A 20,202-nucleotide genomic window follows, 5' to 3' on the forward strand; every position below is an offset into this window, starting at 1 on the left:
GCCGGAGAGGGCCGGGAAGGCGGCGGAGCCGGGGCGGCGGCCCGTCCGGAAACCGCGCCGCGCCGCGCGGCCCGCGGCCGTTCCGGCCTGGGCCAGGGCCGAGTGCGCCCGGCGGTTCCCCGGCGACCCGGTGCGCCGCCGCTTCTGCGCGGCCGCGCTCGCGGGGTTCAGGGACGGCGTCCCACGCCGGTGAGCATCTCCCGCAGCCGCATCGGCCCGCCGGTCTCCCGCGCCAGCGGCGGGGTGTCCATGCCGGCGCCCTCGCGCAGCCCCTCCAGCAGCGCGCGCAGCGCGTCGACGCCGGTGTGCTCGGGGCTCCAGCCCAGCTCCTCGCGGGCGCGCGTGACGTCCATGATCGGCAGGCGCAGCACCATGTCGACCAGGTGCGGGGAGGCGGGCACCAGGTTCAGCCGCCACGCGGCGGCGACCGCCGCCCGCGCCCCGAGGGCCGGGACCGGCACCCGCCGCGCCCGCAGCACCTCGGCGAGCACGGCGGCGTCGATGACCGGCTCGGCGGCGATGTTGAACGGCCCTCGCACGTCCCGCGTCACCGCCAGCCGGTAAGCCTGCGCCATGTCCTCGGTGTGCAGGGCCTGGAACGCCAGCCCCGGGATGTCGGGCACGACCGGGACCATCCCCGGCCGCACCAGCCGTCCCGGCAGCAGCGGCCCGGCGAACAGCCGCCGCTGCTCGGACGCCGCCTCCCGCTTGAAGACGAACCCGGGCCGCAGCCGCACCACCCGCACGTCGGGGTGGTCGGCCTGGAAGGAGTCCAGCAGGCGTTCCACGTACGCCTTCTCCCGGCCGTAGGCGGCCTCGGGCCAGCCGTGGGTCGGCCAGGACTCGTCGCGGGGGCGCTCCTTCTCGGCCAGGGACGGGACGGGGGAGTAGGCCCCCACCGACGAGGCGTACACCAGCGCCGGGACCCCGGCCTCGGCGACGGCGCGGAACACGCGGGCGCTGCCGATGACGTTGTTGTCCCAGGTCACCCGCGGCCGGTGGGTGGGCTGGAACAGCCAGGCCAGGTGGACGACGACGTCGGCGCCCCGGAAGTGCGCGGCCAGGTCGTGCCGGGCGACGTCGGCCTCGGCCCACCCGGTCTTGTCGATCTTCAGCTCGGCGGGTCGCCGGGACAGCCCCAGGACCGAGTCGATCCCGGGGTCGGCGGCCAGCGCCCGGACGGTGCTGGTGCCCACGTTGCCGGTGGCACCGGTGACGACGACGCGCATGACGCGACTCCTTGTCCGAGGTCGGGGCGATTGCCCTGGTCAGCCGCCCCTACCCGGTCATGGGCCGGGCATGCGCCGGTCAGGCCGCCTCGGTGATCCGGCGGGTGACGTCGGCGCGCAGCGCGTCGATGTCCGCGCCCGCCGCGCGCAGCACCCGCACCGAGGTGAACTCGGGGTCGTGCAGCACGCCCAGCAGGACGTGGCCGCTGCTGATGTGGTTCTGCTTGAGCCTGATGGCGTGCCGCAGCGCCAGTTCGAGAGATTTCTTGGCCTGTTTGGTAAAGGGGATGTGGCCCTTGCGGGACTTGCGGAACCGGCCGGCCGGAGCGTCGAGGGCGCCCTCGCCGAAGTTCCACTCGGCCGCCGCGCGCACCGCCTCCAGGTCGATGCCGAGCAGCCGCAGCGCCTCGGCGTCCAGGGGGTCCTCCGACCGGCGGGCGCGGTCGAGGCGGGCGCGCAGGCCCTCCGGGTCGAGGCCGTGGGCGCGCAGGGTCGCGGCGGCCGAGCCGTCCACCTCCAGCAGGCCGAGCAGGACGTGCTCGGTGCCGATCTCGCCGTCGCCCAGCTCCCGGGCGACCTCCTGCGCGGTGACGACCGCGAGCCGGGCGTGCCTGGAGAAACGTTCGAACATCTCACTTCTCCCTTGAGAGGATCCGGCGTCCCCCGCCGTGCTTCTTGTGGACGGCCTGCCGGCTCACGCCGAGGCAGGCCGCGATCTCCTGCCAGGACCAGCCCTGCTCGCGGGCGCTGGCCACCTGGAGCGCCTCCAGGCGCTCGGCCAGCTCGCGCAGGGCGCGCACGGCCCGCAGGCCGACGGCGGGGTCCCGGCTGCCCGCCTCCTGGGCGAGCCTCACTCCGTCGTTCATGGTGTCAATCTAGGTTGACACGCCCGACATGTCAACCGCAGTTGACACGCTGGAGGGGGTCAGCGGGTGACGACCAGGGTGGCCAGCAGGTCGTCCAGGCTGATGATCCCGACGGGCCGCCCGTCGGAACCCAGCACCAGACCCAGATGGCTGTGCGCGGCGCGCAGCTGCGCCACCGCCTCGGCCACCGGCGTGTCGACCGGCACGGCGGGCACCGGGTGCGCCAGCCCGCCCGCCGGGGTGCGGCGGCCCCGCGCCCGGGCCAGGTAGGCGTCGCGGACGTGCACCATGCGGGCCGGTCCGCCGCGCCCCCCGCCCTCGCCGTCCGGGCCGCTCAGCATGATGCGCAGCCGTCCGGTGCGGGCGGCGGTGTCCACGACCTGCTGCGGCGTGGCGGTGGCGGGCACCGACACGACCCGCTCGGGCGGGATCACCAGGTCCGCCAGCGGCGCGCGGGGGGCCTCCAGCGCGGCGGTCAGCAGGGTCAGGTCGCTCTCCTCGATGAGGCCGAGCCGCCGGGACTCGACGGCCAGCGCGCGCAGCTGCTCGGGGGTGCGCGACACGTCGATCGCGTCGCGGGGCTCCACCCCGATCGCGCGCAGCAGCAGGTTGGTGACGGCGTTCAGCGCGGCGAGGGCGGGCCGCACCACCGTGGTGAACGCGCGGAACGGCGGCGCGAGCCCGGTGGCCGAGCGCTCGGGATGGGCGATGGCCCACGACTTCGGCGCCATCTCGCCGATCACCATGTGCAGGAACGTCACCAGCGCCAGCGCCAGCACGAACGCCACCGCGTGCGCGGCGGCCTCCGGCAGCCCCAGCGAGTGGAACAGCGGCGTCAGCGTCCCGGCGAACACCGGCTCCGACACCAGGCCCAGCCCCAGCGAGCACATGGTGATGCCGAGCTGCGCGCCCGCCAGCATCAGCGACAGCTCGCGGATCCCCGCGACCGCCGACGCCGCGCCCCGCGACCCCCGCGCGGCGGCCTTCTCCAGCCGCGGCCGCTTGGCCGCCACCAGCGCGAACTCGGCGGCGACGAAGAAACCGTTGCCCGCCAGCAGCAACAGGGTCAGCGGCGCCCCCACCGACAGGTTCACCGTGTCCTCCTCACGGGGCCTCCTCCAGACCGATGGCGCGCAGCCGGATCAGCTCCGGGACGTGCCGGTGCACCGTCAGCACCTCCACCACCGCCCGGCGCGGCGGCTCGCCCATCCGGGTCGGCGGCAGGTCGACGGTGACCACGTCGCCGGGCTCGGCGACGCGGCCGAGACGTTGCAGCAGCAGCCCGGCGACGGTCTCGTAGTCGCCCTCGGGCAGCGCGATGCCGGTCTCGTGGGCGACCTCGTCGGTCCGCAGCCCCGCGTCGGTGGTCCACCACTCGCCGCGCCGGATCGCCAGGTCCTCGCCCGCGTCGTTCTCGTCGGCGATCTCCCCGACCAGCTCCTCGGCCACGTCCTCCCAGGTGACCAGCCCGGCGAAGCCGCCGTACTCGTCCACCACGCAGCCCAGCGGCACGTCGGCGGCCTGGAGCCGGTCGACCACGTCGGGCAGCGGCAGCGACGACGGCAGCAGCAGCGGCGGGCGGGCGACCGCCCGCACCGGGGTGGCGTCGATCTCGTCGGGGGTGAGCCGGACCAGGTCGTCCAGCCCGACCACGCCCAGCACGTCGTCGATGCGGTCGCCGACCACCGGGTAGCGGGTGTGCCCGTGCGCGGTGATGATCTCGCTGAGGACGCGCAGCGGCGCGTCGGCCGACACCGTCACCACGTCCACCCGCGGCACCATCACCTCCCCGGCGATCCGCTCGGAGAACGACAGCGCCCGCTCCAGCAGGTCGGCGTGGCCCTCGGTCAGCTCCTCGCCGGACTCGCCGATGATGTGGCCGAGCTCCTCCAGCGTCGCGCCGTGGTGCAGCTCCTCCACCGGCTCGATCCCGACCGCCCGCAGCAGCCGGTTGGCGGAGGCGTCGAACAGCCGGATCAGCGGCGAGGCCAGCTTCAGGTACAGGAGGGTGGAGGAGGCCAGCGCCCGCGCCATCGGCTCGGCCCGCGCCAGCGCCAGGTTCTTGGGGAACAGCTCGCCCAGCACCATCTGGATCACCGTGGCCAGCACGAACCCGGCGGTCAGCGCGGCGCCGTCGACCATCGCGCGCGGCGTCCCGAGGGCCCGCAGCGGCGGCGCGATCAGATCGGCCAGCGCGGGCTTGGCGATGAACCCGACCACCAGCGCGGTCACGGTGATGCCGAGCTGCGCGCCCGACAGCATGAACGACAGCCGCTCCATCACCCGCACCGCGCGGGCCGCGCCCCGGTCGCCGGAGCGGGCGCGCTGCTCCAGCGCGATCCGGTCGGCGGTGACGAACGCGAACTCCTGCGCCACGAAGTAACCGGTGGCGGCGGTCAGCAGCAGGACGGCCAGCAGGCCGAGCACGGCGTTCATCACCGCATTCCCTTCCCCATCAAGATCCTTCCTATCCCGCCGGACCGCCGGCTGAAATCCCGCTGTGAACTGGAGTGTGCCCATCTCCCGTGATAGGCACGAAGAGTCCCCAGGGTTAACGGTTTTTCTCAGCGGTGGGAGAGCCAATGACCGACGACCGGCGGCCCCGACCCGTCTTCGACCCCACCATTCCCGGCGGCGAGCGCGCCCTGCTGGCCGCCTCGCCCGAACGCCTGGTCGCCGCCGGCCGCCCCGCGCCGCCGCCCCCGCGTCCGGGCCCGTGGACGATCGCCGCGCGGGTCGTGTGGATCCCGCTGTTCGCGTTCTTCTACGGGGTGTTCCCCGGCGGCTGGTTCCGGCTGTTCTTCCTGGCCTCGCTCGACGACGACGACCTGATGGGCGGGTTCCTGCGGTGGGGGCAGCTGCCGCTGGCGGCGATGACCGTCACGCCCGCCGTGCAGATCGCGCTGCTGCTGCTCGGGCAGGAGGAGGCCGCCGGGGCGCTGGCCGCCGCGAGCTTCACCGGGTGGGCCGCCGGCGCGGTCCGCTACCTGCGCGAACCGGCCGCCGCGCGGGCCGCCCGCGAGCACCACGGCCGCTACCTGCTGCCCGGCGACTTCGACCGGCCCGCCGCGCGGCTGCTGGCACGCGCCCAGCGCGCCGTGGACGCGGTGCTGGGCTCGGAGTCGCACCGCGCCGGGCTGCTGGACGCGGTCGACAACGCCGTGGCGCTGCCGCGCGAGGAGTGGGCGATCGCCGAGGCGCTCGCCGAGCACACCCGGCTGCGGCGCGAACGCCGCCGCCAGCAGCCCGCGCGGCTCGGCCCCGAGGTCCGCGCCCTGCTGGAGCCGCAGCGGCGCGCCCTGGACCTGTCGGTCCGCTCCGTCACCGCGCGCGTCGAGGCCCTGGAGGACTACGCGCGCCGGGTCCGGGCCGCCGACGACGCCTTCCACGAGTGGCGGGTGCTGCGCGGGATCCCCGAGCAGAACGCCCGCTACCGGGAGCTGCTGGCCGCGACCGTCCGCGACGACCTGGCCCGCGCCGAGATCGACCGGCTCGCCGCCGACGCCGAACGCGCCGAGCGGGCGTTCCGCGGCAGCGTCCGCACGGCCCTGGCCGCCGCCCCCGAGCCCGGCCTCGGGCATCCAGCCTGATCAAAGGCCGAACGCTCCCGGCCGCCACGTTTAGGACGGCCCCACGGGGAACGGCACCGGCACGCGAAACCTCGTCGCAGGAGAGGAAGCGACCGGTGAAACTGCTCTACAAGCCGCTGTCGATCCTGTTCAGCGTGCTCGGCGGACTGCTCGCCGGGACGCTGTTCAAGCAGGTCTGGAAACGCGCCGCGGGCCAGGACGACGCGCCCGACGCCGACGACGCCAACTACTCCTGGAGGCAGGTCCTGATCGCCGCCGCGGTACAGGGCGCGATCTTCGGCCTGGTGAAGGCGGCCGTGCAGCGCGCGGGCGCCCAGGCCGTCCGGAAGAGCACCGGGCGCTGGCCCGGCGACGACTGACCGCACCAGGAGACCCCGATGCCCCGATTCCGGAAGAAGGCGACCCCCGACTCGCCGACCGACCTGTCGCCGGTGTCCTGGTGGGCGGCGGTGAAACGCTCCTTCGGCGAGTTCCAGGACGACGCCCTGCCCGACTGGGCCGCCGCCCTCACCTACTACAGCGTCCTGTCGATCTTCCCGGCGATGCTGGTGGTGATCTCGCTGGTCGGGCTCGGCGGCAAGGGGCTGTCCCAGGACCTGATCACCAACGTCGGGCAGATCGCGCCCGGCTCGGTCAAGCAGGTCCTCGCCAACGCGCTCACCGAGCTGCAACGCGGCCAGGGCGGGGCGGGCCTGGTCGCGGTGCTCGGTCTGCTCGGCGCGATCTGGGCGGCGTCGGGCTACGTGGCGGCGTTCATGCGCGCCTCCAACGCCATCTACGACGTCCCCGAGGGGCGGCCCATCTGGAAGACGACGCCGATCCGGGTCGCCGTCACCCTCGTCACGCTGGTGCTGCTGGCCGCCTCCGCGGTCGCCGTGGTGGTGTCCGGGCCGATCGCGCGCCAGGTCGGCGACCTGCTCGGCCTGGGATCGGCCGCCGTCACGGCGTGGAGCATCGCCAAGTGGCCGGTGCTGGTGCTGGTGGCCAGCTTCCTGATCTCGCTGCTGTACTGGGCCTCGCCCAACGCCAAGCAGGGCTTCAGATGGGTCACCCCCGGCGGCGTGCTGGCGCTGCTGCTGTGGGCGGTGGCCTCGGCGGGCTTCGCCTTCTACGTCGCCAACTTCAGCTCCTACAACAAGACCTACGGCAGCCTCGCCGGGATCATCATCTTCCTGGTCTGGCTGTGGATCACCAACCTGGCGATCCTGCTGGGCGCCGAGGTGAACGCCGAGCTGGAACGCGGCCGCGCCATCGCCGGGGGAGTGCCCGAGGAGCAGGAGCCCTACGTCGAGCCCCGCGACACCCGGGGCTTCGACGAGGACGAGATGGAGAGTCTCAAGGCCCTGAAACGCAAGGACCACTGAGCCCGCCGGGTGCGGCGGCGGTCACAGCAGGCTCACCGCCCGGTCGACGGCGGCCGCCACGTCGCCGTCGGCCGGGTACAGCAGCGAACGGCCCACCACCAGCCCGCGCACGTTGGGGTGGGCCAGGGCCTTCTCCCAGGAGGAGAACGCGGCGTCGGCGTCGGTGACCTCGCCGCCCAGCAGCAGCACCGGCAGCGTCGTGGCGGCCAGCACCCGTTCCATGTCCGGCACCACCGGCAGCTTCAGCCACGTGTAGGCCGAGGTGCGGCCCAGCCCCGACGCGACCGTCACCGACCGGATCACCGCCTCCGGCGACAGGTCGTTGCGCAGCCGCCCGTCCTGCCAGGACGCCCAGAACGGCTCGACCAGCGCCAGCAGCCCCAGCTCGGCCAGCTCGTTGACCGCCTGCGCCGCGCCCGCGAGGGTGAAGGCGGTGTTCTCGTCGTCCGGCGCGATCCGCAGCAGCAGCTTGCCCCCGTCGAACCGCATCCCCGCGACGCCCCGCGCGTCGTACCCGGTGAACCGGTCGTCGGCCTCGAACACCGCCCCCGCCAGCCCGCCCCGGTTCATCGACCCGAAGACCGACTTGCCCTCCAGCGCTCCGAGCAGCAGCAGGTCCTCCAGGACGTCGGCGGTGCCGAGCGCGCCGGTGACGCCGGGGCGTTCCAGCGCCGTGCCCAGCCGCCGCAGCAGCTCGCCCCGGTCGGCCATGGCGAGGGGGTCGCCGCCCGCGCCGAGCGCGGCGCGCGCCGGATGGTCGGCCGCGATGATCAGTGCTCTGCCGTGGTCGCCAAGAGGGGACACCGCGCGGGCGCGCCGGGCGGCGGCGGCCGCGATGGCGCCGGGGTCGTGGGCGCGCGCGTCGATGACGTGCCGGAGCGGATCGGTCACTGCACACCTCGCAGTCTCGGCGGGGAGCGGTCCCCTCCACGATGCCATCCCCGGTCCGAAGATCTAAGAGGGGAGTTCCCGCCCGAAGTAGCGGCTCCCGGGGGCGCAGGCGTAGAAGCCGAACGGCGGGACCTCCGCGTAGCCCGCCGACTCGTAGAGGGCGATCGCCTCGGGCTGCATGGTGCCGGTCTCCAGGACCAGGCGCCGCCGCCCCGCCCCGCGCGCGGTGCGCTCCAGCTCGGCCAGCATCCGCCGCGCCAGGCCCCGGCCCCGCGCTTCCGGCACCACGTACATGCGCTTGAGCTCGGCGTCGCCGTCCCGGAACCCCGGCTCGCCGCCGTCGTGGACGCGCCACCCGCCGCACGCGACCGGCGCGCCGTCCAGGTAGCCGACCAGGAACAGCCCGCGCGGCGGCGCGAACTCGGCCGGTCCGGTCGGGGTCCCGTCCGGGCCGCCGTACCGCGCGACGTACTCCTGCTGCACCTCGGCGACCAGCTTCGTCGCGTCGGGGTGGTCGTAGGCGCGGACGAGGATCTCCATGGGCCGGATGATAATCGTCCTTATTCCTCCCGGTGCAGCAGGAACGTCCCGGTCGCGCGGCTGAGCAGCGTGCCGTCGGTCCGGACGACGCGCGCCTCGGCGTAGGCGACCTGCCGCGCCATCCGCACGACCTCGCCGCGCACCCGCAGCTCGTCCCCGGCCCGGCCGGGCCGCATCGTCTCGGTCTTGATCTCCAGCATGGCGCGGGACCGGTCCCGGCCGCCGAGCCCCGCGTTGATCGCGAAGTTCATGGCGGCGTCCAGCAGGACGGTGTGCACCCCGCCCTGCACGACCCCGGCCGGGTTGCAGGCGATCGCGGCGGGCCGCCACACCGCCTCGGCGCAGACCGTGCCGTCGTCGTCGGTCCCGTACCTCACGAACTCCGCGCCGAGCGCCCCCAGCAGGGGCATGCCGCCGTCGCCGAGCCACCGGTCCATGTTCCGCATCGTGCGCCTCCGTCCCGCCGCGTTCGGATCGATCATGGCTGGAGTCCGCCCCGGCGCACCAGCTGCCGGACGATGACGTCGCGCTGGATCTCGTTGGTGCCCTCGCCGACGATCATCAGCGGGGCGTCGCGGAAGTAGCGCTCGACGTCGAACTCGGTGGAGTAGCCGTAGCCGCCGTGGACGCGCACGGCGTTCAGCGCGATCTCCATGGCGGTCTCGGAGGCGAACAGCTTGGCCATGCCCGCCTCCAGGTCGCAGCGGTCGCCGGAGTCGAAGCGCTCGGCGGCGTGCAGCACGAGCTGGCGGGCGGCGGTGAGCTTGGTGGCCATGTCGGCGAGGTAGTTGCCGATCGACTGGTGCCGCCAGATCGGCCGGCCGAAGCTCTCGCGCTGCTGCGCGTAGGCGAGGGCGTCCTCGAACGCGGCCCGCCCGACGCCCAGGGCGCGGGCGGCGACCTGGAGCCGCCCGGTCTCCAGCCCCTTCATCATCTGCGCGAACCCGCGCCCCTCCGCCTCGCCCAGCAGCGCCGAGACCGGGGCGCGGTGGTCGTGGAACGCCAGCTCGCAGCTCTCGACGCCCTTGTAGCCGAGCTTGGGCAGGTCGCGGGAGACGGTCAGGCCGGGGCCGTGCTCGACCAGCAGGATGCTGATGCCCGCGTGGGCGGGCTCGGCCGCGGGGTCGGTCTTGCACAGCAGCGCGATGAGCCGGGAGCGGCGCGAGTTGGTGATCCAGGTCTTGGTGCCGTTGACCACGTACCCGTCGCCGTCGCGGCGGGCGGTCGTGGTGATCGCCTGGAGGTCGGAGCCGCCGCCGGGCTCGGTCAGCGCCATGGTGGCGCGGATCCGCCCGGTGGCCATCTCGGGCAGGTGGCGCCGCTTCTGCTCCTCGGTGCCGAACGCCAGGATCAGCCTGGCGACCACCGTGTGCCCGCCCATCGCCCCGGCCAGGCTCATCCACCCGCGCGCCAGCTCCTCGGTGACCCGCACATAGCAGGGCATCGACACCGCCGTCCCGCCGTGGGACTCGGGGATCGCCAGCCCGAACACGCCGAGGTCCTTCATCCGCTCGATGAGCTCCTCGGGATAGGCGTCGGCGTGCTCCAGCTCCCGCGCGACCGGCCGGACCTCGCGGTCGACGAACTCCCGCACGGTCGCGACGACCGCCCGTTCCTCCTCGGTCAGCTCTGCCATGCCCGCAACTCTCGCATACCGCGCGAAGGCCCCCGGAAAGGCCCCGGAGCGGAAGCGGCCGCGGTCAGAAGAGGGTGGGCGGCTCCGCCGGGACCGGCTCGGGCAGCGGCGCCAGCTCGGGCACCCGCGCCCGCACCTGCTCGTGGAAGCGGCGGGCGAGGGGCAGGGCCTCGGCGTTGTCGGGCGTGTGGACGAACACCGTCGGGGAACGCCCCTCGCGCAGCCATCCGACGACCGTGTCGACCCAGAACGCCCAGCCCTCGACGGTGCGGTCCACGTCGTCGCGGCCCAGGTACCGCACGAACGGCCGGTCGGTGAGCGCGGCCGAGCGGCGCGGCACGCGCGGCTTCCTCGTCCAGGCCTCGCGCTCGGCGTCGCTGGTCGGCGGGCTCTGGAACAGGGTGACGGTGTCGAACGGCACCCACTCGGCGCCGAAGCCGTTCAGGACCTGCTCCAGCATCCGGGCGGCCCGCGCGTCCTCGAAGAACGCGCGGTGCCGGACCTCGACCGCGTACCGGTGGGTGCGCGGCAGGTGGCGCAGGAACGCCGCCAGCGCGCCCAGGTCGTTCGGCCCGAACGCGCCGGGCAGCTGCACCCACAGGAACTCGGCGCGCGGCCCCAGGGGCTCGATCGCCGCCAGGAACTCCCGCAGCGGCTCGTCGATCCCGTGGAACCTGCGCTCGTGCGTGATGGTCTTGGGCAGCTTCGGCAGGAAACGGAAGCCGGGGGCGGTCTGCGCCGCCCACGACTCCACCGTCGCGCGCGAGGGCGTCGCGTAGAAGGTCGTGTTGCCCTCCACCGCGTCGCACCAGGACGCGTAGGCCCGCAGCCGCTCCTCCGGCGGCAGCGGATGCGGCAGGAACCGGCCCTGCCACGGCTTGAGCGTCCACATCGCGCATCCCACATGAAGCCGCATGACCTCGACGTTAGCGGAGGCCCGGGGCTTACCGGGCAGGGGCTACCGGACGGGGGTCTCGTCATCGTAGAGCCGGGTGACGATCCTGCCGTCGCGGGTGACGTAGGCGTTGATCACCCCCTTGGTGCTGTGCGGGACGGCCAGGTTTCCCCGGCCGTCCAGGGCGATGGCGGCCCCGGTGGCGCCGAGCGCGGGGATCTTCTCGGTGACGACCCGGGCGGCGGCGGCCTGGACGGGCTGGTTCCCGTACTCCATCAGCGCGGAGATGTCGTGGGCGGCGGTGCCGCGGATGAACACCTCGCCGGTCCCGGTGCACGACACCGCGACGGTGCGGTTGTTGGCGTAGGTGCCCGCGCCGATGATCGGGGAGTCGCCGACCCGGCCGACCTGCTTGTTGGTCAGCCCGCCGGTGGAGGTGGCGGCGGCGACGTTGCGGGAGCGGTCGAGGCCGACCGCGCCGACCGTGCCGCCGACCTCGGTGTGCCCGTTCCCCGCCCCGCCCTTCGCCTGGGCGCGGCCCTTGGCGGCCATGAGCTGGTCCCAGCGCTTCTGGGTCCAGAAGTAGTCCTGGGTGGTGTAGGGGAGGCCGTTGCGCAGCGCGAACTGGTCGGCCCCCTTGCCCGCCATCATGACGTGCGGGGACTTCTCCATGACCAGGCGCGCCAGGGAGATGGGGTTCCTGGTGTTGCGGACCCCGGCGACCGCCCCGGCCCTGAGGTCCTTGCCGTTCATGATGGACGCGTCCAGCTCGTGTTCGGCGTCGGTGTTGAAGACCGCGCCCTTGCCCGCGTTGAAGTTGGGGTCGTCCTCCAGGACGTTGACGGCCTTCTCCACCGCGTCCAGCACCGGCCGCCCCTGCCTGATCAGGTCGTGGCCGGTCCGCGCGGCGCGGGTGAGCGCGTCGCGGTAGGCCTTCTCCTGCTCGGGGGTGAGGCTGCCGCGCGGCAGCGACCCGGCTCCGCCGTGGACGGCCAGCACGACGTCGCGCACGACCGACCCGCCGCCGGGGGCCGGTGCCGCGGCGGGGGCGGCTGCGGGGGCTGCGGGGGCTGCGGGGGCACGGCGCGGTTCGGCGCTGGCCAGCCGCGCGCCGGACAGCCCGGCCGCGAGGGCGGCGAGTCCGGCGCAGACGAGGATGGAACGCTGGGGGGACCGCATCGGGGGACCTCCTCGGGAGCTTGATCGAGAAGGTCGTCCCCGAGCGGTCCCGGATCGACACCAGCGAAACCTGCCAAGCGGTCACCGGCCGAGCCGGGCGATCCTGCCCTTCTCGCCGGAGGCCCAGCAGGAGCCGTCGCGGGCGCAGTCGACGGTGTCGAAGCTCCCGGTGTCGAACCGCCGCCACGTGCGGCCACCGTCGAGGGTGTGGTCGCTGCCGGTCGGCCCCACCGTCAGCGCGGCCGGGCCGGAGTAGGCGGGCCAGGTCAGCCCGGAGCGGTACTCGGCGGGCGGCCGGGACGCGGCCCGCCATGTCCGGCCGCCGTCGCTGGTGACGGCGGCGGCGGTGGGGGAGGGTCGCCCGGGCCGGTAGTCGCCGCCGACCGCGATGCCGTGCCGCGCGTCGCGGAACGCCACCGCGAACACGCCCGAGGAGGCGCTGCTCGGCAGCGGCGTCTCGGCGACGGTCCAGGTGCGGCCCCGGTCCCGCGAGTGGAACACCCGCGACGCCTTCCCGCCGCCGGTCGCCATCCACACGTTCCGCGACCCGTGGGAGACCAGGCACTGCCCGCTGGCCGCGAATCCGGCCTCGCCCTCCAGCGCCGGCGGCATCCCCGCGGAGGGCAGGACCCTCCAGCTCGCGCCCCCGTCGGAGGTGGCCAGGATGCGGAACCTGCCGTCCACCGGGTCGCTCATCGCGAGCCCGTTGCGCCGGTCGAAGAACGTCATGCAGTCGTAGAACGCCCGGGGGTCGTCGTTGCGGAAGCCCAGCGCCCAGGTCCTCCCGCCGTCCACCGTCCGGTAGACGCGCGAGGCGTCGCCCTCGCCGATGGCCAGCACCACGGCGCGGTCGGCGTCGAACGCCTCCACGTCCCGGAACTCCAGCCCGGCGGCATCGGGCGGCGCGACCTTCCGCCAGGTCCGGCCGCCGTCGACGGTCCGCAGCACGTTCCCGCCGCTGCCCGCCGCCCAGGCGACGTTCCGGTCGACGGCGGCCAGCCCGCGGAACCGCGCCTCCACCCCGGTCGGCTTCAGCTCCCAGCCGAGCCGGGGCGCGGTGTGGGAGGGCGCGGTGCGGGAGGGCGCGGCCGGGGAGGGCGCGGCGTGGGCGGGGGCGGCCAGCAGGGCGGCGCCGAACGCCAGCCCGCCCGCCGCGGCGAGGATCCTGCGCGCGGTCGTGAGGTCCATGGGGCGAAAGCTAACGAACCCTGATCAACCCGTCCAGGGCCGGTCAGGCGGCCGGTCCCGCCTCGGTGAACATGCCCGCCTCCCACAGCCGCCGGACGTGGGCGATCATCGGCGGGCCGAGCGCGCGCAGGCCCTCGGGGTCGTTGTCGACGGCGCGCGCGGTCACCAGCGCGCTCGTCGCCGCGACGATCATCTGGCAGGTGCGGCGGCCCGCCTCGCCCGTCACGCCCAGGATGTCGGCCAGCCCCGCGGCGATGGTGTCCTGCACGCCGGTCCGGCGCGCCATCGCCTCGGGCCCGGCCGCGAACACCTCGACCAGGAACAGCCGTGTGTAGGGCCACTCGGCGGCCAGCGCGTCGAGATAGGCGGTGTAGACGACCGCGAACCGCTCCACCGGCTCGCCCGGCGCGCCGGGCGAGTCCGGCTCGGCCGTCGCCAGCAGGCGTTCCAGCAGCAGTTCCCCGGCCCGGTCGAAGGCGGCCATGAAGCAGTCGAGCTTCGAGTCGAAGATCCGGTAGAAGGTCTGCCGCGACACCCCGGCCCGGCGCAGCACGTCCTCCACCGACGTGCGCGCGTACCCCTTCTCCGCCATCACCCCGGCCATCGCGGCGCACAACCGGTCCCGCTGGATGCGCTCCACCTGGTCGGGCGGCAGCGCGTGCCGTCCCCGAGGCAGTCGACGCTGTGATGTATCCGACATCCGATCACTCTACGGCCTGTTCGGGGGACAGCGCGGGACGCCCCGGTCCGGACGTCCGCGCGCCCTTGCCGCGGCGGGCGCGTCCGCTTATCCTCACCGCACCGGACGACGGGGAACCGCACGTGAAGTGGTGGCGACGGCGCAGGCACATCGAGCGGCTGACCGACCTGTCCACGGCGCGTCCGGACGAGCTGTCCGCCGACCGCCGCCTGGAGCTCCACCTGCAACGGCGGGCCGCCGGATACCCGGTCGTCACCCTGGTCATCCTGGTCCTCGGCCTCGTCGTCACGGCGGGCAGCCTCCGGGAGGCCACCCGGACCGTCGACGCCGCCTTCGAGGAGATCCGCACCTCCCGGGAGGGGCAGATCACCGAGCGGTACAGCAGGGCCGTCGAGCAGCTCGGCTCCCCGACGGTCGACGTGCGGTTCGGGGCCGTGCACGCGCTGGACCGCATCGCCCGCGACTCGCCCCGGGACCGGCCCACCATCGTCGCGGTGCTGGCCGCGTTCGCCCGTGAGCACGACCCCCGGCCGGGCACGAAGCCCCCGGGCGAGCCCGGCACCGACGTGCAGGCGGCCCTGAGCGTGCTGGGACGGCCGGACATGACCTCCGCGCCGGGAACCCGCCTGGACCTGCACGGGCTCCGGGTGCCGGGCGTCCACCTCCAGGGGGCGGCCCTGGAGGGGGCGAACCTGAACCGCGCCGACCTGTCGCGGGGGCGGTTGCGTGAGGCGCGCCTGGCGAGGGCCGACCTCCGCGACGCCGACCTGTCCAAGGCGGACCTCCACGGGGCGGTGCTGACCGGGGCGCAGCTCACGGGGGCGCGGCTGGCCGGGGCCGACCTCAGGTGCGCCTTCCTGTCGGGGATCGCCGACGGCGACCAGCAGCGCATCCGGGACGAGGCGGTGGTGGACTCCTGCACGCGGTTCGGGTGAGCGCGTTCCGGCGGGCGTCAGGGCCGGGCGGGCTCCCGGCACGCCCGGTCCAGCGGGCGTCCCTCCGGCCAGGCGAGCCGGATGAACCTCACGCTCCTGGCCCGGTCGTCCAGCCGCACGATCGCCACCGCCTTGTTGTAGGGCGTCGCCCTGCCCGTCAGGCAGATCCAGCCGCTCGCGCCGCGCACGCGCTGGGGTCCGTGCAGCCGCCGCCACGCCTCCGGAATGGACTCCAGGCTCGGGACCTCGCCGGGCTTCGTGACGCGGTTCTGGATGCTCTCGATCGACAGCAGGGCGCTGTCGTACATCGTGATGGTGCGGCCGGTGCGGAGGTCGACCGAGCCGATCCCCCTCTCCTCGGACAGGAACCTCCGCAGTTTCTCGAAGTCGTCCCTGGAACCGCCGGTCTTCGGGGCTCCGGACGTGGTCCAGGCGTCCTGGTGGGTCACCGTCGCATACACGACCTCCAGGCCCTTGCCGCGTGCGAAGGCCGCCCAGTCCATGTGGGGGTCGAGCGCCAGGGTCGAGGCGCCCGACACGGTGACCAGCCGGAACCGGCGTTCCTCGCAGCCCCGGCCGCCGAGCGCGGACACGAACGACGCGAGCGCGGGCGGGCGGCCCGTGAAGAAGACCGTGTCGGCCTTGGAGTCGCAGAGGTTGTTGACCATCCGCGAGTAGTCGTTCGAGGTGGCGTGTTCGGGGAGGAACTGCTCGGGCGCGTAGGGAGTGCCCCTGGTGACCAGGCGGAACGCGCGGCGCAGGGACTGCGCGTACAGGTCCTTGTCGGAGACGTCCTCGACCAGGAACGCGCGCTTCGGATCGGCCCTGAGGTGGGCGACCAGCGCCCGTGCCTGGTCGATGTTCGACGGCACCACCTTGGCCAGCCGGGGGAGCCCCGGTGACATCTCCAGGCTCTCGGCGGTGATGGGTCCGCCGACCACCGGGATTCCGAGCCGGTTCAACGCCCCGATGGCTTCGAGGTTCCCGGTGTGGCTGACGTTGAACCCGAACACCATGCGCAGGTTCTCGGAAGCGGTCCGTTCCCTCAGCCGCGGCACCACGTCCTTCCAGTGCTGCGACCCGCTGCCCGGGTTGGCCAGCACGAGCCGCACACGCAGGCGGCCGGACCCGGGGTGCGCCCGCGCCTCCCGGTTCGCCAGGGCCTGGGCCGCGTACGCCCCCTGGACCTCCTGGAGGACCTGGCGGCGTTCGGCCTCCTGGTGCCCCCAGCGGTAGGACATCGGCACCATCAGCGCGATGGTGACGTAGGCCTCGCGCGTGGGGGAGGAGGGCGCGGCCCTGGCGAACGCGTTCTCGCTCTTGATCTTCGCCGAGAGGTCCCGGAGCGAGGGGTGGAAGACCTCGCCGCACTCGGTGACCCCGATGGTCTCCCCGTCGCTTCCCCTGGAGACCCCGGGCTCGCACGGGTCGGCGGGGCGGCGGGACCGCTCCGGCGGGCAGCCCGACGCCGTGACCAGCAGGGCCCCCACGAGGGTGAAGGCGGTGAAACGCGCGCGCTCCATGTCCGGATGGTCGCCGCGTGACGGGGCGCTGTCCATGGGACCGCCGATCCCGGCCATCGCCGTGGCCTGGATCGGCGGCCGGTCACAGGTCGAGGACGAGCCTCGGGCAGGCCGCGCGGGACACGCAGATCATCATGGTGTCGTGGGCGGCGCGTTCCTCCGGGGTGAGCAGGGAGTCGCGGTGGTCCACCGTCCCCTCCAGGACGGGGGTCTCGCACGTGCCGCAGGTGCCCTCGCGGCAGGACGACAGCACCGGCGTGCCCGCCTCCTCCACGGCCTCCAGGACGGACCTGCCCGGCGGGACGGTCACGGTCGTTCCCGACCGGGCCAGTTCCACCTCGAACGCCCCGTCCAGCACGGGTTCGCCGACCTGCCTGGGCGAGAACCGCTCGACCCGCAGCGCCCCGGGCGGCCAGGCGGCGCAGCGTTCCTCGACGGCCTCCAGCAGCCCCTCGGGGCCGCAGCAGTAGACGAGGGTGTCGGCGCGGGGCGTGCCCAGGAGCGCGTCCAGGTCCAGCAGGCCGGACTCGTCCTGCGGGTGGAGGGTGACGCGTCCGCCGTGGTCGGCCACCAGCCGCTCGCGGAACGCCATGGTCGCGCGGCTGCGCCCGCCGTACACCAGGCGCCAGTCCGCGCCGCGCCGCTCGGCCTCGGCCGCCATCGGCAGCAGCGGGGTGATCCCGATGCCGCCCGCGATGAACAGGTAGCGCGCGGCGGGTTCCAGCGCGAAGTGGTTGCGCGGCCCCCGGACCCGGAGCGGCGACCCCGCCGTCAGCCGGTCGTGGACGTGGGCCGAGCCGCCGCGCCCGTCCGGCTCCCGCAGCACCGCGACCTGCCAGCGCGAACGGTCGGCCGGGTCCGAGCACAGCGAGTACTGGCGGACCAGGTCGGGACCCAGCACCAGGTCGACGTGCGCGCCGGGCTCCCAGGCGGGCAGGTCGCCGCCGTCCGGGCGGGCCAGGGTGAGCAGGACGACGCCGTCGGCGACGCGGTCGCGTCCGGCCAGGGTCAGGTCGAGGTCGACCTCCGTGCCCGGCGGGCTCAACGTGGTCACGGGGCTCCCTCCGCCGGGCGGTCGTGGTCCTCGGGGTGGCCGAGGAGCCAGTCCCACAGCGGGACCGGGTCCTCGAAGGCGCGCTCGGCGCCGCAGTGGCACACCGCCAGCAGCCGGTCGGTGCCCGGCATCCAGTGGACGCGGTGCAGCGCGGTGTCCGGGTCCACCGTGCCCGCCTTCACCGTGCCCGCCTTCACTGGGCCATCCGGGCGAGGAGGCGGCGGGCGGCCAGGCCGCCGGTGTCGATGTTGATGCTGAGCTCCTGGTAGCCGGGCTTCTCGGTGTCCAGGGCCTTCTGCAGCACGTTCAACGCGTCCACGTCCTGCATCACCACGGTGTGGTTGTTCTTGTGCAGGAACTCGGTGACCTCCTGGTCGTCGAGCGCGAAGTCCCGCGCCACCGCCCAGAAGTCGTAGGTGTGCTTCCCGGTCGAGGGGGTGATGGCGTACACGACCTCGACGTGGAAGGCCTGCGGGTCGGTGCCGTCGGCGTTCGGGGGAGGGGAGCCGACCGGCGCGACCCGCGAGTGCAGCAGGTACAGGCAGGGCGCGTGGTACTCGATGTCCTGCCAGCGGGTGATGCGGCCCTGGATGCCGGTGGAGTTGGCGTAGAACGGCGGGCACTCGGCGTCGTCCATGTGGCGGCTGACGTACACCACGCCCGCCTCCTCGTCCACCGTGGTGGTGATCGGCGTCTCGGCGACCTCGGGGGTGCCGATGTAGCCGCCGTGCAGGTACGTCTCGTGCGACAGGTCCAGCAGGTTGTCCACCAGCAGGCCGTAGTCGCAGTCGATCGGCTCCATGCCCGACACGACGGTGTACTCCGGGGAGTCCAGCCACGGGGCGCGCGGCGGCAGCAGGTCGCCGGGTTCCCCGTCGCCGATCCACACCCACACGAACGAGTCCTGCTCGACCACGGGATAGGCGGTGAGCCGCGCGGTGCGGGGGATGCGCTGCTGCCCGGGAACGTAGGTGCACGCGCCGTCGGTGCCGTAGGTGAAGCCGTGGTACCCGCACTGGATCCGGTCGCCGACCAGCCGGCTCGGGGCCTGCGACAGCGGGTAGCGGCGGTGCACGCAGCGGTCCGACAGCGCGACGGGGCGGCCGTCCTCGGTGCGGTACAGCAGGATCGGCTCGTCCAGGAGGGTGCGGCCGAGCGGCTCGCGTCCGACCTCGCGGGCGTAGGCGGCGACGTACCACTGGTTGCGCACGAACGCGGTCATTCTCGTCTCCTCGGGGCGGGAAGGGGGGCTGCGACGACCGGCCGGTGCAGGCCATCGTGAACCAGCTCACTCCGCCCGGTCCGCGCCCTTTCCGGATGCCGGAAAACGGGAACGGCCCGCTCGCCCGCGAGACGCGGTCACCCGTAGGAGGTGGTCACCGCCCGGGAGATGGCGCGGGCGCTGGTGCACACCAGGGGCGCCAGGGCCTGGGCCGTGGTGGTGCCGTGCCGCACCACCAGCGACACCGCCGCGACCACCGCGCCGCCCTCCCCGTGGACGGGGGCGGCGACCGACAGGGCGTCCATGGTGACCTGCCGGTCGCTGACCGCGTAGCCGCGCGTGCGGACGTGCGCCAGCATGCGCCGCACCTGGTCGGGGTCGGTGACGGTGAGCTCGGTGAAGCGCGGCAGCGGCCCGGCGAGCACCCGCTCCTGGACCTCCGGCGGGGCGTGCGCGAGCAGCGCCAGCCCGACGCCGGTGGCGGTGAGCGCGAACCGCCCGCCCACCCTGGTCAGCACCGGCACGGCCCCCGATCCGGCGATGCGCTCGATGAAGACCAGCTCGGTGCCCTCGCGCACGGCGAGCTGCACGTTCTCGCGGGTCACCTGGGACAGGTCCTCCAGGAACGGCAGCGCCCGCTCACGCAGCCCCTGCCCGCGCGGCGCCAGGCAGCCGATCTCCCACAGCCGCAGCCCGACCCGGTAGCGGCCGTCGTCGCCGCGTTCCAGCGCGCCCCAGTCCAGCAGGTCGCGGGCCATCCGGTGGACGGTCGACACCGGCAGGTCCGCCCGCCGGGCCAGCTCGCTCAGCGTCAGCGCCGGATGCCGCGCGTCGAACGCCCCGAGGACCCGCAGCGCCCGCGCCAGCACCGGCCCGGTCCCCGTCACGGCAGCACCCCCCGGCCGTCGCGGGTCTCGAAGACCAGCTGGGTCTGGGTCTGGCGGACCACCGCGTGCACGGTGACGTGCTCCAGGATGAGGTCGCGCAGGCCCTCGGCGTTGGGGACGGCGACGTGCAGCAGGAAGTCGTCGTCGCCCGCCACGTGCAGCACCGACAGCGTGCCGGGGATCGTCACCAGGTCGTCGTAGAGGGCGCGGACCAGGTCGCGGCTGTGGCTGCCGAGCCGCACCTTGATGATCGCCTGGAGGGGGCGGCCCAGGGCGGCCGAGTCCAGCCGCGCGTTGACCGACCGGATCACCCCCGACCGCCGCAGCGCCCGCACCCGGTAGGCGCAGGTGGACTCGGCGACCCCGGCGCGGGCGGCGAGCGCGGCGTTGGTCAGGCGGCCGTCCTCGACGAGCGCGGCGAGGATCCTCAGGTCGGTCTCGTCCAGGGTCCCCGGCGGGGCTTGCGGTTTCTTCGGCGGCGGCGCTGCCACGGGGCCCTCCGG

24 protein-coding genes are annotated in these 20,202 nt (G+C 74.5%); 5 read left to right on the top strand and 19 right to left on the bottom strand.

What is annotated here, in order from left to right; all coding sequences use genetic code 11:
• Positions 1-193, top strand: a 193-nt coding sequence (locus AKI01S_RS52675) for a hypothetical protein (protein WP_218009523.1), incomplete at its 5' end; no start/stop codon positions are given.
• Here the strand turns inward: AKI01S_RS52675 and AKI01S_RS01775 are convergent.
• From AKI01S_RS01775 to AKI01S_RS01795, 5 genes are all read right to left on the bottom strand, one after another.
• Entirely contained in the window at positions 168-1,229 is a 1,062-nt protein-coding gene (locus tag AKI01S_RS01775; protein WP_067811580.1) for an NAD-dependent epimerase/dehydratase family protein, read from the bottom strand. The two genes, AKI01S_RS52675 and AKI01S_RS01775, sit on opposite strands and share 26 nt — an antisense overlap.
• 79 nt (positions 1,230-1,308) lie before the next feature.
• Positions 1,309-1,860 (bottom strand): Clp protease N-terminal domain-containing protein, encoded by a 552-nt coding sequence (locus AKI01S_RS01780; RefSeq protein WP_067811582.1) that lies wholly within the window; start codon positions 1,858-1,860, stop codon positions 1,309-1,311.
• Position 1,861: 1 nt separating this feature from the next.
• Complete coding sequence (locus AKI01S_RS01785; RefSeq protein WP_067811584.1) at positions 1,862-2,095, bottom strand: helix-turn-helix domain-containing protein; 234 nt, start codon at positions 2,093-2,095, stop codon at positions 1,862-1,864.
• Positions 2,096-2,154: 59 nt separating this feature from the next.
• Positions 2,155-3,189: a hemolysin family protein gene (locus AKI01S_RS01790; RefSeq protein WP_067811586.1), complete on the bottom strand. Its 1,035-nt coding sequence runs from the start codon at positions 3,187-3,189 to the stop codon at positions 2,155-2,157.
• A gap of 10 nt (positions 3,190-3,199) precedes the next feature.
• The gene (locus AKI01S_RS01795; RefSeq protein ID WP_067811588.1) at positions 3,200-4,531 is read right to left on the bottom strand and encodes a hemolysin family protein; all 1,332 of its coding nucleotides are present in this window, start codon (positions 4,529-4,531) and stop codon (positions 3,200-3,202) included.
• A 146-nt stretch (positions 4,532-4,677) separates the two neighbouring features.
• Here AKI01S_RS01795 and AKI01S_RS01800 point away from each other — a divergent pair, with 146 nt between their 5' ends.
• The 3 genes from AKI01S_RS01800 (at position 4,678) to AKI01S_RS01810 (ending at position 7,049) form a co-directional block, all read left to right on the top strand.
• The gene (locus AKI01S_RS01800) at positions 4,678-5,685 is read left to right on the top strand and encodes a hypothetical protein (protein ID WP_067811590.1); all 1,008 of its coding nucleotides are present in this window, start codon (positions 4,678-4,680) and stop codon (positions 5,683-5,685) included.
• 95 nt (positions 5,686-5,780) lie between these two features.
• A complete protein-coding gene (locus tag AKI01S_RS01805; protein WP_067811592.1) occupies positions 5,781-6,044 on the top strand; it encodes a DUF4235 domain-containing protein in 264 nt (87 codons plus the stop codon).
• A gap of 18 nt (positions 6,045-6,062) precedes the next feature.
• A complete protein-coding gene (locus AKI01S_RS01810) occupies positions 6,063-7,049 on the top strand; it encodes a YihY/virulence factor BrkB family protein (protein ID WP_067811593.1) in 987 nt (328 codons plus the stop codon).
• A gap of 21 nt (positions 7,050-7,070) precedes the next feature.
• On the opposite strand, the gene AKI01S_RS01815 is transcribed toward AKI01S_RS01810, so the two are convergent.
• The 8 genes from AKI01S_RS01815 to AKI01S_RS01850 all read right to left on the bottom strand — a co-directional run bounded on the left by AKI01S_RS01815 (position 7,071) and on the right by AKI01S_RS01850 (position 14,078).
• A complete protein-coding gene (locus tag AKI01S_RS01815; RefSeq protein ID WP_157419593.1) occupies positions 7,071-7,940 on the bottom strand; it encodes a Cgl0159 family (beta/alpha)8-fold protein in 870 nt (289 codons plus the stop codon).
• A 63-nt stretch (positions 7,941-8,003) separates the two neighbouring features.
• Positions 8,004-8,480 carry a GNAT family N-acetyltransferase gene (locus AKI01S_RS01820; RefSeq protein WP_067811597.1) on the bottom strand — a complete coding sequence of 159 codons (477 nt, stop codon included), beginning with the start codon at positions 8,478-8,480 and terminating at the stop codon, positions 8,004-8,006.
• A gap of 20 nt (positions 8,481-8,500) precedes the next feature.
• On the bottom strand, positions 8,501-8,926 hold the full coding sequence (locus AKI01S_RS01825) for a PaaI family thioesterase (protein ID WP_067811598.1): 426 nt from the start codon (positions 8,924-8,926) through the stop codon (positions 8,501-8,503).
• Between the two features lie 32 nt (positions 8,927-8,958).
• On the bottom strand, positions 8,959-10,116 hold the full coding sequence (locus AKI01S_RS01830) for an acyl-CoA dehydrogenase family protein (protein ID WP_067811600.1): 1,158 nt from the start codon (positions 10,114-10,116) through the stop codon (positions 8,959-8,961).
• A gap of 64 nt (positions 10,117-10,180) precedes the next feature.
• Positions 10,181-11,032, bottom strand: a complete 852-nt coding sequence (locus AKI01S_RS01835) for a DUF72 domain-containing protein (protein ID WP_067811602.1) — start codon at positions 11,030-11,032, stop codon at positions 10,181-10,183.
• 42 nt (positions 11,033-11,074) lie between these two features.
• On the bottom strand, positions 11,075-12,190 hold the full coding sequence (locus tag AKI01S_RS01840; RefSeq protein WP_083998751.1) for an isoaspartyl peptidase/L-asparaginase family protein: 1,116 nt from the start codon (positions 12,188-12,190) through the stop codon (positions 11,075-11,077).
• Between the two features lie 81 nt (positions 12,191-12,271).
• Positions 12,272-13,378: a WD40/YVTN/BNR-like repeat-containing protein gene (locus AKI01S_RS01845; protein ID WP_067811604.1), complete on the bottom strand. Its 1,107-nt coding sequence runs from the start codon at positions 13,376-13,378 to the stop codon at positions 12,272-12,274.
• Between the two features lie 43 nt (positions 13,379-13,421).
• On the bottom strand, positions 13,422-14,078 hold the full coding sequence (locus AKI01S_RS01850; protein WP_067811605.1) for a TetR/AcrR family transcriptional regulator: 657 nt from the start codon (positions 14,076-14,078) through the stop codon (positions 13,422-13,424).
• 122 nt (positions 14,079-14,200) lie between these two features.
• On the opposite strand from AKI01S_RS01850, the gene AKI01S_RS53195 reads away from it, so the two are divergent.
• Positions 14,201-15,013 (top strand): pentapeptide repeat-containing protein, encoded by an 813-nt coding sequence (locus AKI01S_RS53195; protein ID WP_067811607.1) that lies wholly within the window; start codon positions 14,201-14,203, stop codon positions 15,011-15,013.
• 17 nt (positions 15,014-15,030) lie between these two features.
• Here AKI01S_RS53195 and AKI01S_RS01860 read toward each other — a convergent pair whose 3' ends face one another.
• The 6 genes from AKI01S_RS01860 to AKI01S_RS01885 all read right to left on the bottom strand — a co-directional run bounded on the left by AKI01S_RS01860 (position 15,031) and on the right by AKI01S_RS01885 (position 20,190).
• Positions 15,031-16,536 (bottom strand): ABC transporter substrate-binding protein, encoded by a 1,506-nt coding sequence (locus tag AKI01S_RS01860; RefSeq protein WP_169813893.1) that lies wholly within the window; start codon positions 16,534-16,536, stop codon positions 15,031-15,033.
• A gap of 82 nt (positions 16,537-16,618) precedes the next feature.
• The gene (locus tag AKI01S_RS01865; RefSeq protein WP_245681440.1) at positions 16,619-17,590 is read right to left on the bottom strand and encodes a PDR/VanB family oxidoreductase; all 972 of its coding nucleotides are present in this window, start codon (positions 17,588-17,590) and stop codon (positions 16,619-16,621) included.
• Positions 17,587-17,772 carry a hypothetical protein gene (locus tag AKI01S_RS01870; RefSeq protein WP_157419595.1) on the bottom strand — a complete coding sequence of 62 codons (186 nt, stop codon included), beginning with the start codon at positions 17,770-17,772 and terminating at the stop codon, positions 17,587-17,589. Before AKI01S_RS01870 ends, AKI01S_RS01865 begins: the two co-directional genes overlap by 4 nt.
• 11 nt (positions 17,773-17,783) lie before the next feature.
• Entirely contained in the window at positions 17,784-18,812 is a 1,029-nt protein-coding gene (locus AKI01S_RS01875) for an aromatic ring-hydroxylating dioxygenase subunit alpha (protein WP_067811612.1), read from the bottom strand.
• Positions 18,813-18,949: 137 nt separating this feature from the next.
• The gene (locus AKI01S_RS01880; RefSeq protein WP_218009524.1) at positions 18,950-19,699 is read right to left on the bottom strand and encodes an IclR family transcriptional regulator; all 750 of its coding nucleotides are present in this window, start codon (positions 19,697-19,699) and stop codon (positions 18,950-18,952) included.
• Positions 19,696-20,190, bottom strand: coding sequence for an Lrp/AsnC family transcriptional regulator (locus AKI01S_RS01885; protein ID WP_067811614.1), 495 nt, complete (start codon positions 20,188-20,190; stop codon positions 19,696-19,698). The genes AKI01S_RS01880 and AKI01S_RS01885 overlap by 4 nt, the downstream gene beginning before the upstream one ends.
• Positions 20,191-20,202 lie beyond the last annotated feature (12 nt).

The sequence above is a fragment of the Actinomadura kijaniata NBRC 14229 genome, assembly GCF_001552175.1.
GTDB classification, from domain to species: domain Bacteria; phylum Actinomycetota; class Actinomycetes; order Streptosporangiales; family Streptosporangiaceae; genus Spirillospora; species Spirillospora kijaniata.

What these genes read in the sequence shown, in the direction of transcription:
- AKI01S_RS01775 (WP_067811580.1), bottom strand. Translation starts at nt 1,229, where the DNA reads ATGCGCGTCGTCGTCACCGGTGCCACCGGCAACGTGGGCACCAGCACC.
- AKI01S_RS01780 (WP_067811582.1), bottom strand. Translation starts at nt 1,860, where the DNA reads ATGTTCGAACGTTTCTCCAGGCACGCCCGGCTCGCGGTCGTCACCGCG.
- AKI01S_RS01785 (WP_067811584.1), bottom strand. Translation starts at nt 2,095, where the DNA reads ATGAACGACGGAGTGAGGCTCGCCCAGGAGGCGGGCAGCCGGGACCCC.
- AKI01S_RS01795 (WP_067811588.1), bottom strand. Translation starts at nt 4,531, where the DNA reads ATGAACGCCGTGCTCGGCCTGCTGGCCGTCCTGCTGCTGACCGCCGCC.
- AKI01S_RS01800 (WP_067811590.1), top strand. Translation starts at nt 4,678, where the DNA reads ATGACCGACGACCGGCGGCCCCGACCCGTCTTCGACCCCACCATTCCC.
- AKI01S_RS01810 (WP_067811593.1), top strand. Translation starts at nt 6,063, where the DNA reads ATGCCCCGATTCCGGAAGAAGGCGACCCCCGACTCGCCGACCGACCTG.
- AKI01S_RS01820 (WP_067811597.1), bottom strand. Translation starts at nt 8,480, where the DNA reads ATGGAGATCCTCGTCCGCGCCTACGACCACCCCGACGCGACGAAGCTG.
- AKI01S_RS01825 (WP_067811598.1), bottom strand. Translation starts at nt 8,926, where the DNA reads ATGCGGAACATGGACCGGTGGCTCGGCGACGGCGGCATGCCCCTGCTG.
- AKI01S_RS01830 (WP_067811600.1), bottom strand. Translation starts at nt 10,116, where the DNA reads ATGGCAGAGCTGACCGAGGAGGAACGGGCGGTCGTCGCGACCGTGCGG.
- AKI01S_RS01835 (WP_067811602.1), bottom strand. Translation starts at nt 11,032, where the DNA reads ATGCGGCTTCATGTGGGATGCGCGATGTGGACGCTCAAGCCGTGGCAG.
- AKI01S_RS01840 (WP_083998751.1), bottom strand. Translation starts at nt 12,190, where the DNA reads ATGCGGTCCCCCCAGCGTTCCATCCTCGTCTGCGCCGGACTCGCCGCC.
- AKI01S_RS01845 (WP_067811604.1), bottom strand. Translation starts at nt 13,378, where the DNA reads ATGGACCTCACGACCGCGCGCAGGATCCTCGCCGCGGCGGGCGGGCTG.
- AKI01S_RS01850 (WP_067811605.1), bottom strand. Translation starts at nt 14,078, where the DNA reads ATGTCGGATACATCACAGCGTCGACTGCCTCGGGGACGGCACGCGCTG.
- AKI01S_RS01860 (WP_169813893.1), bottom strand. Translation starts at nt 16,536, where the DNA reads ATGGAGCGCGCGCGTTTCACCGCCTTCACCCTCGTGGGGGCCCTGCTG.
- AKI01S_RS01875 (WP_067811612.1), bottom strand. Translation starts at nt 18,812, where the DNA reads ATGACCGCGTTCGTGCGCAACCAGTGGTACGTCGCCGCCTACGCCCGC.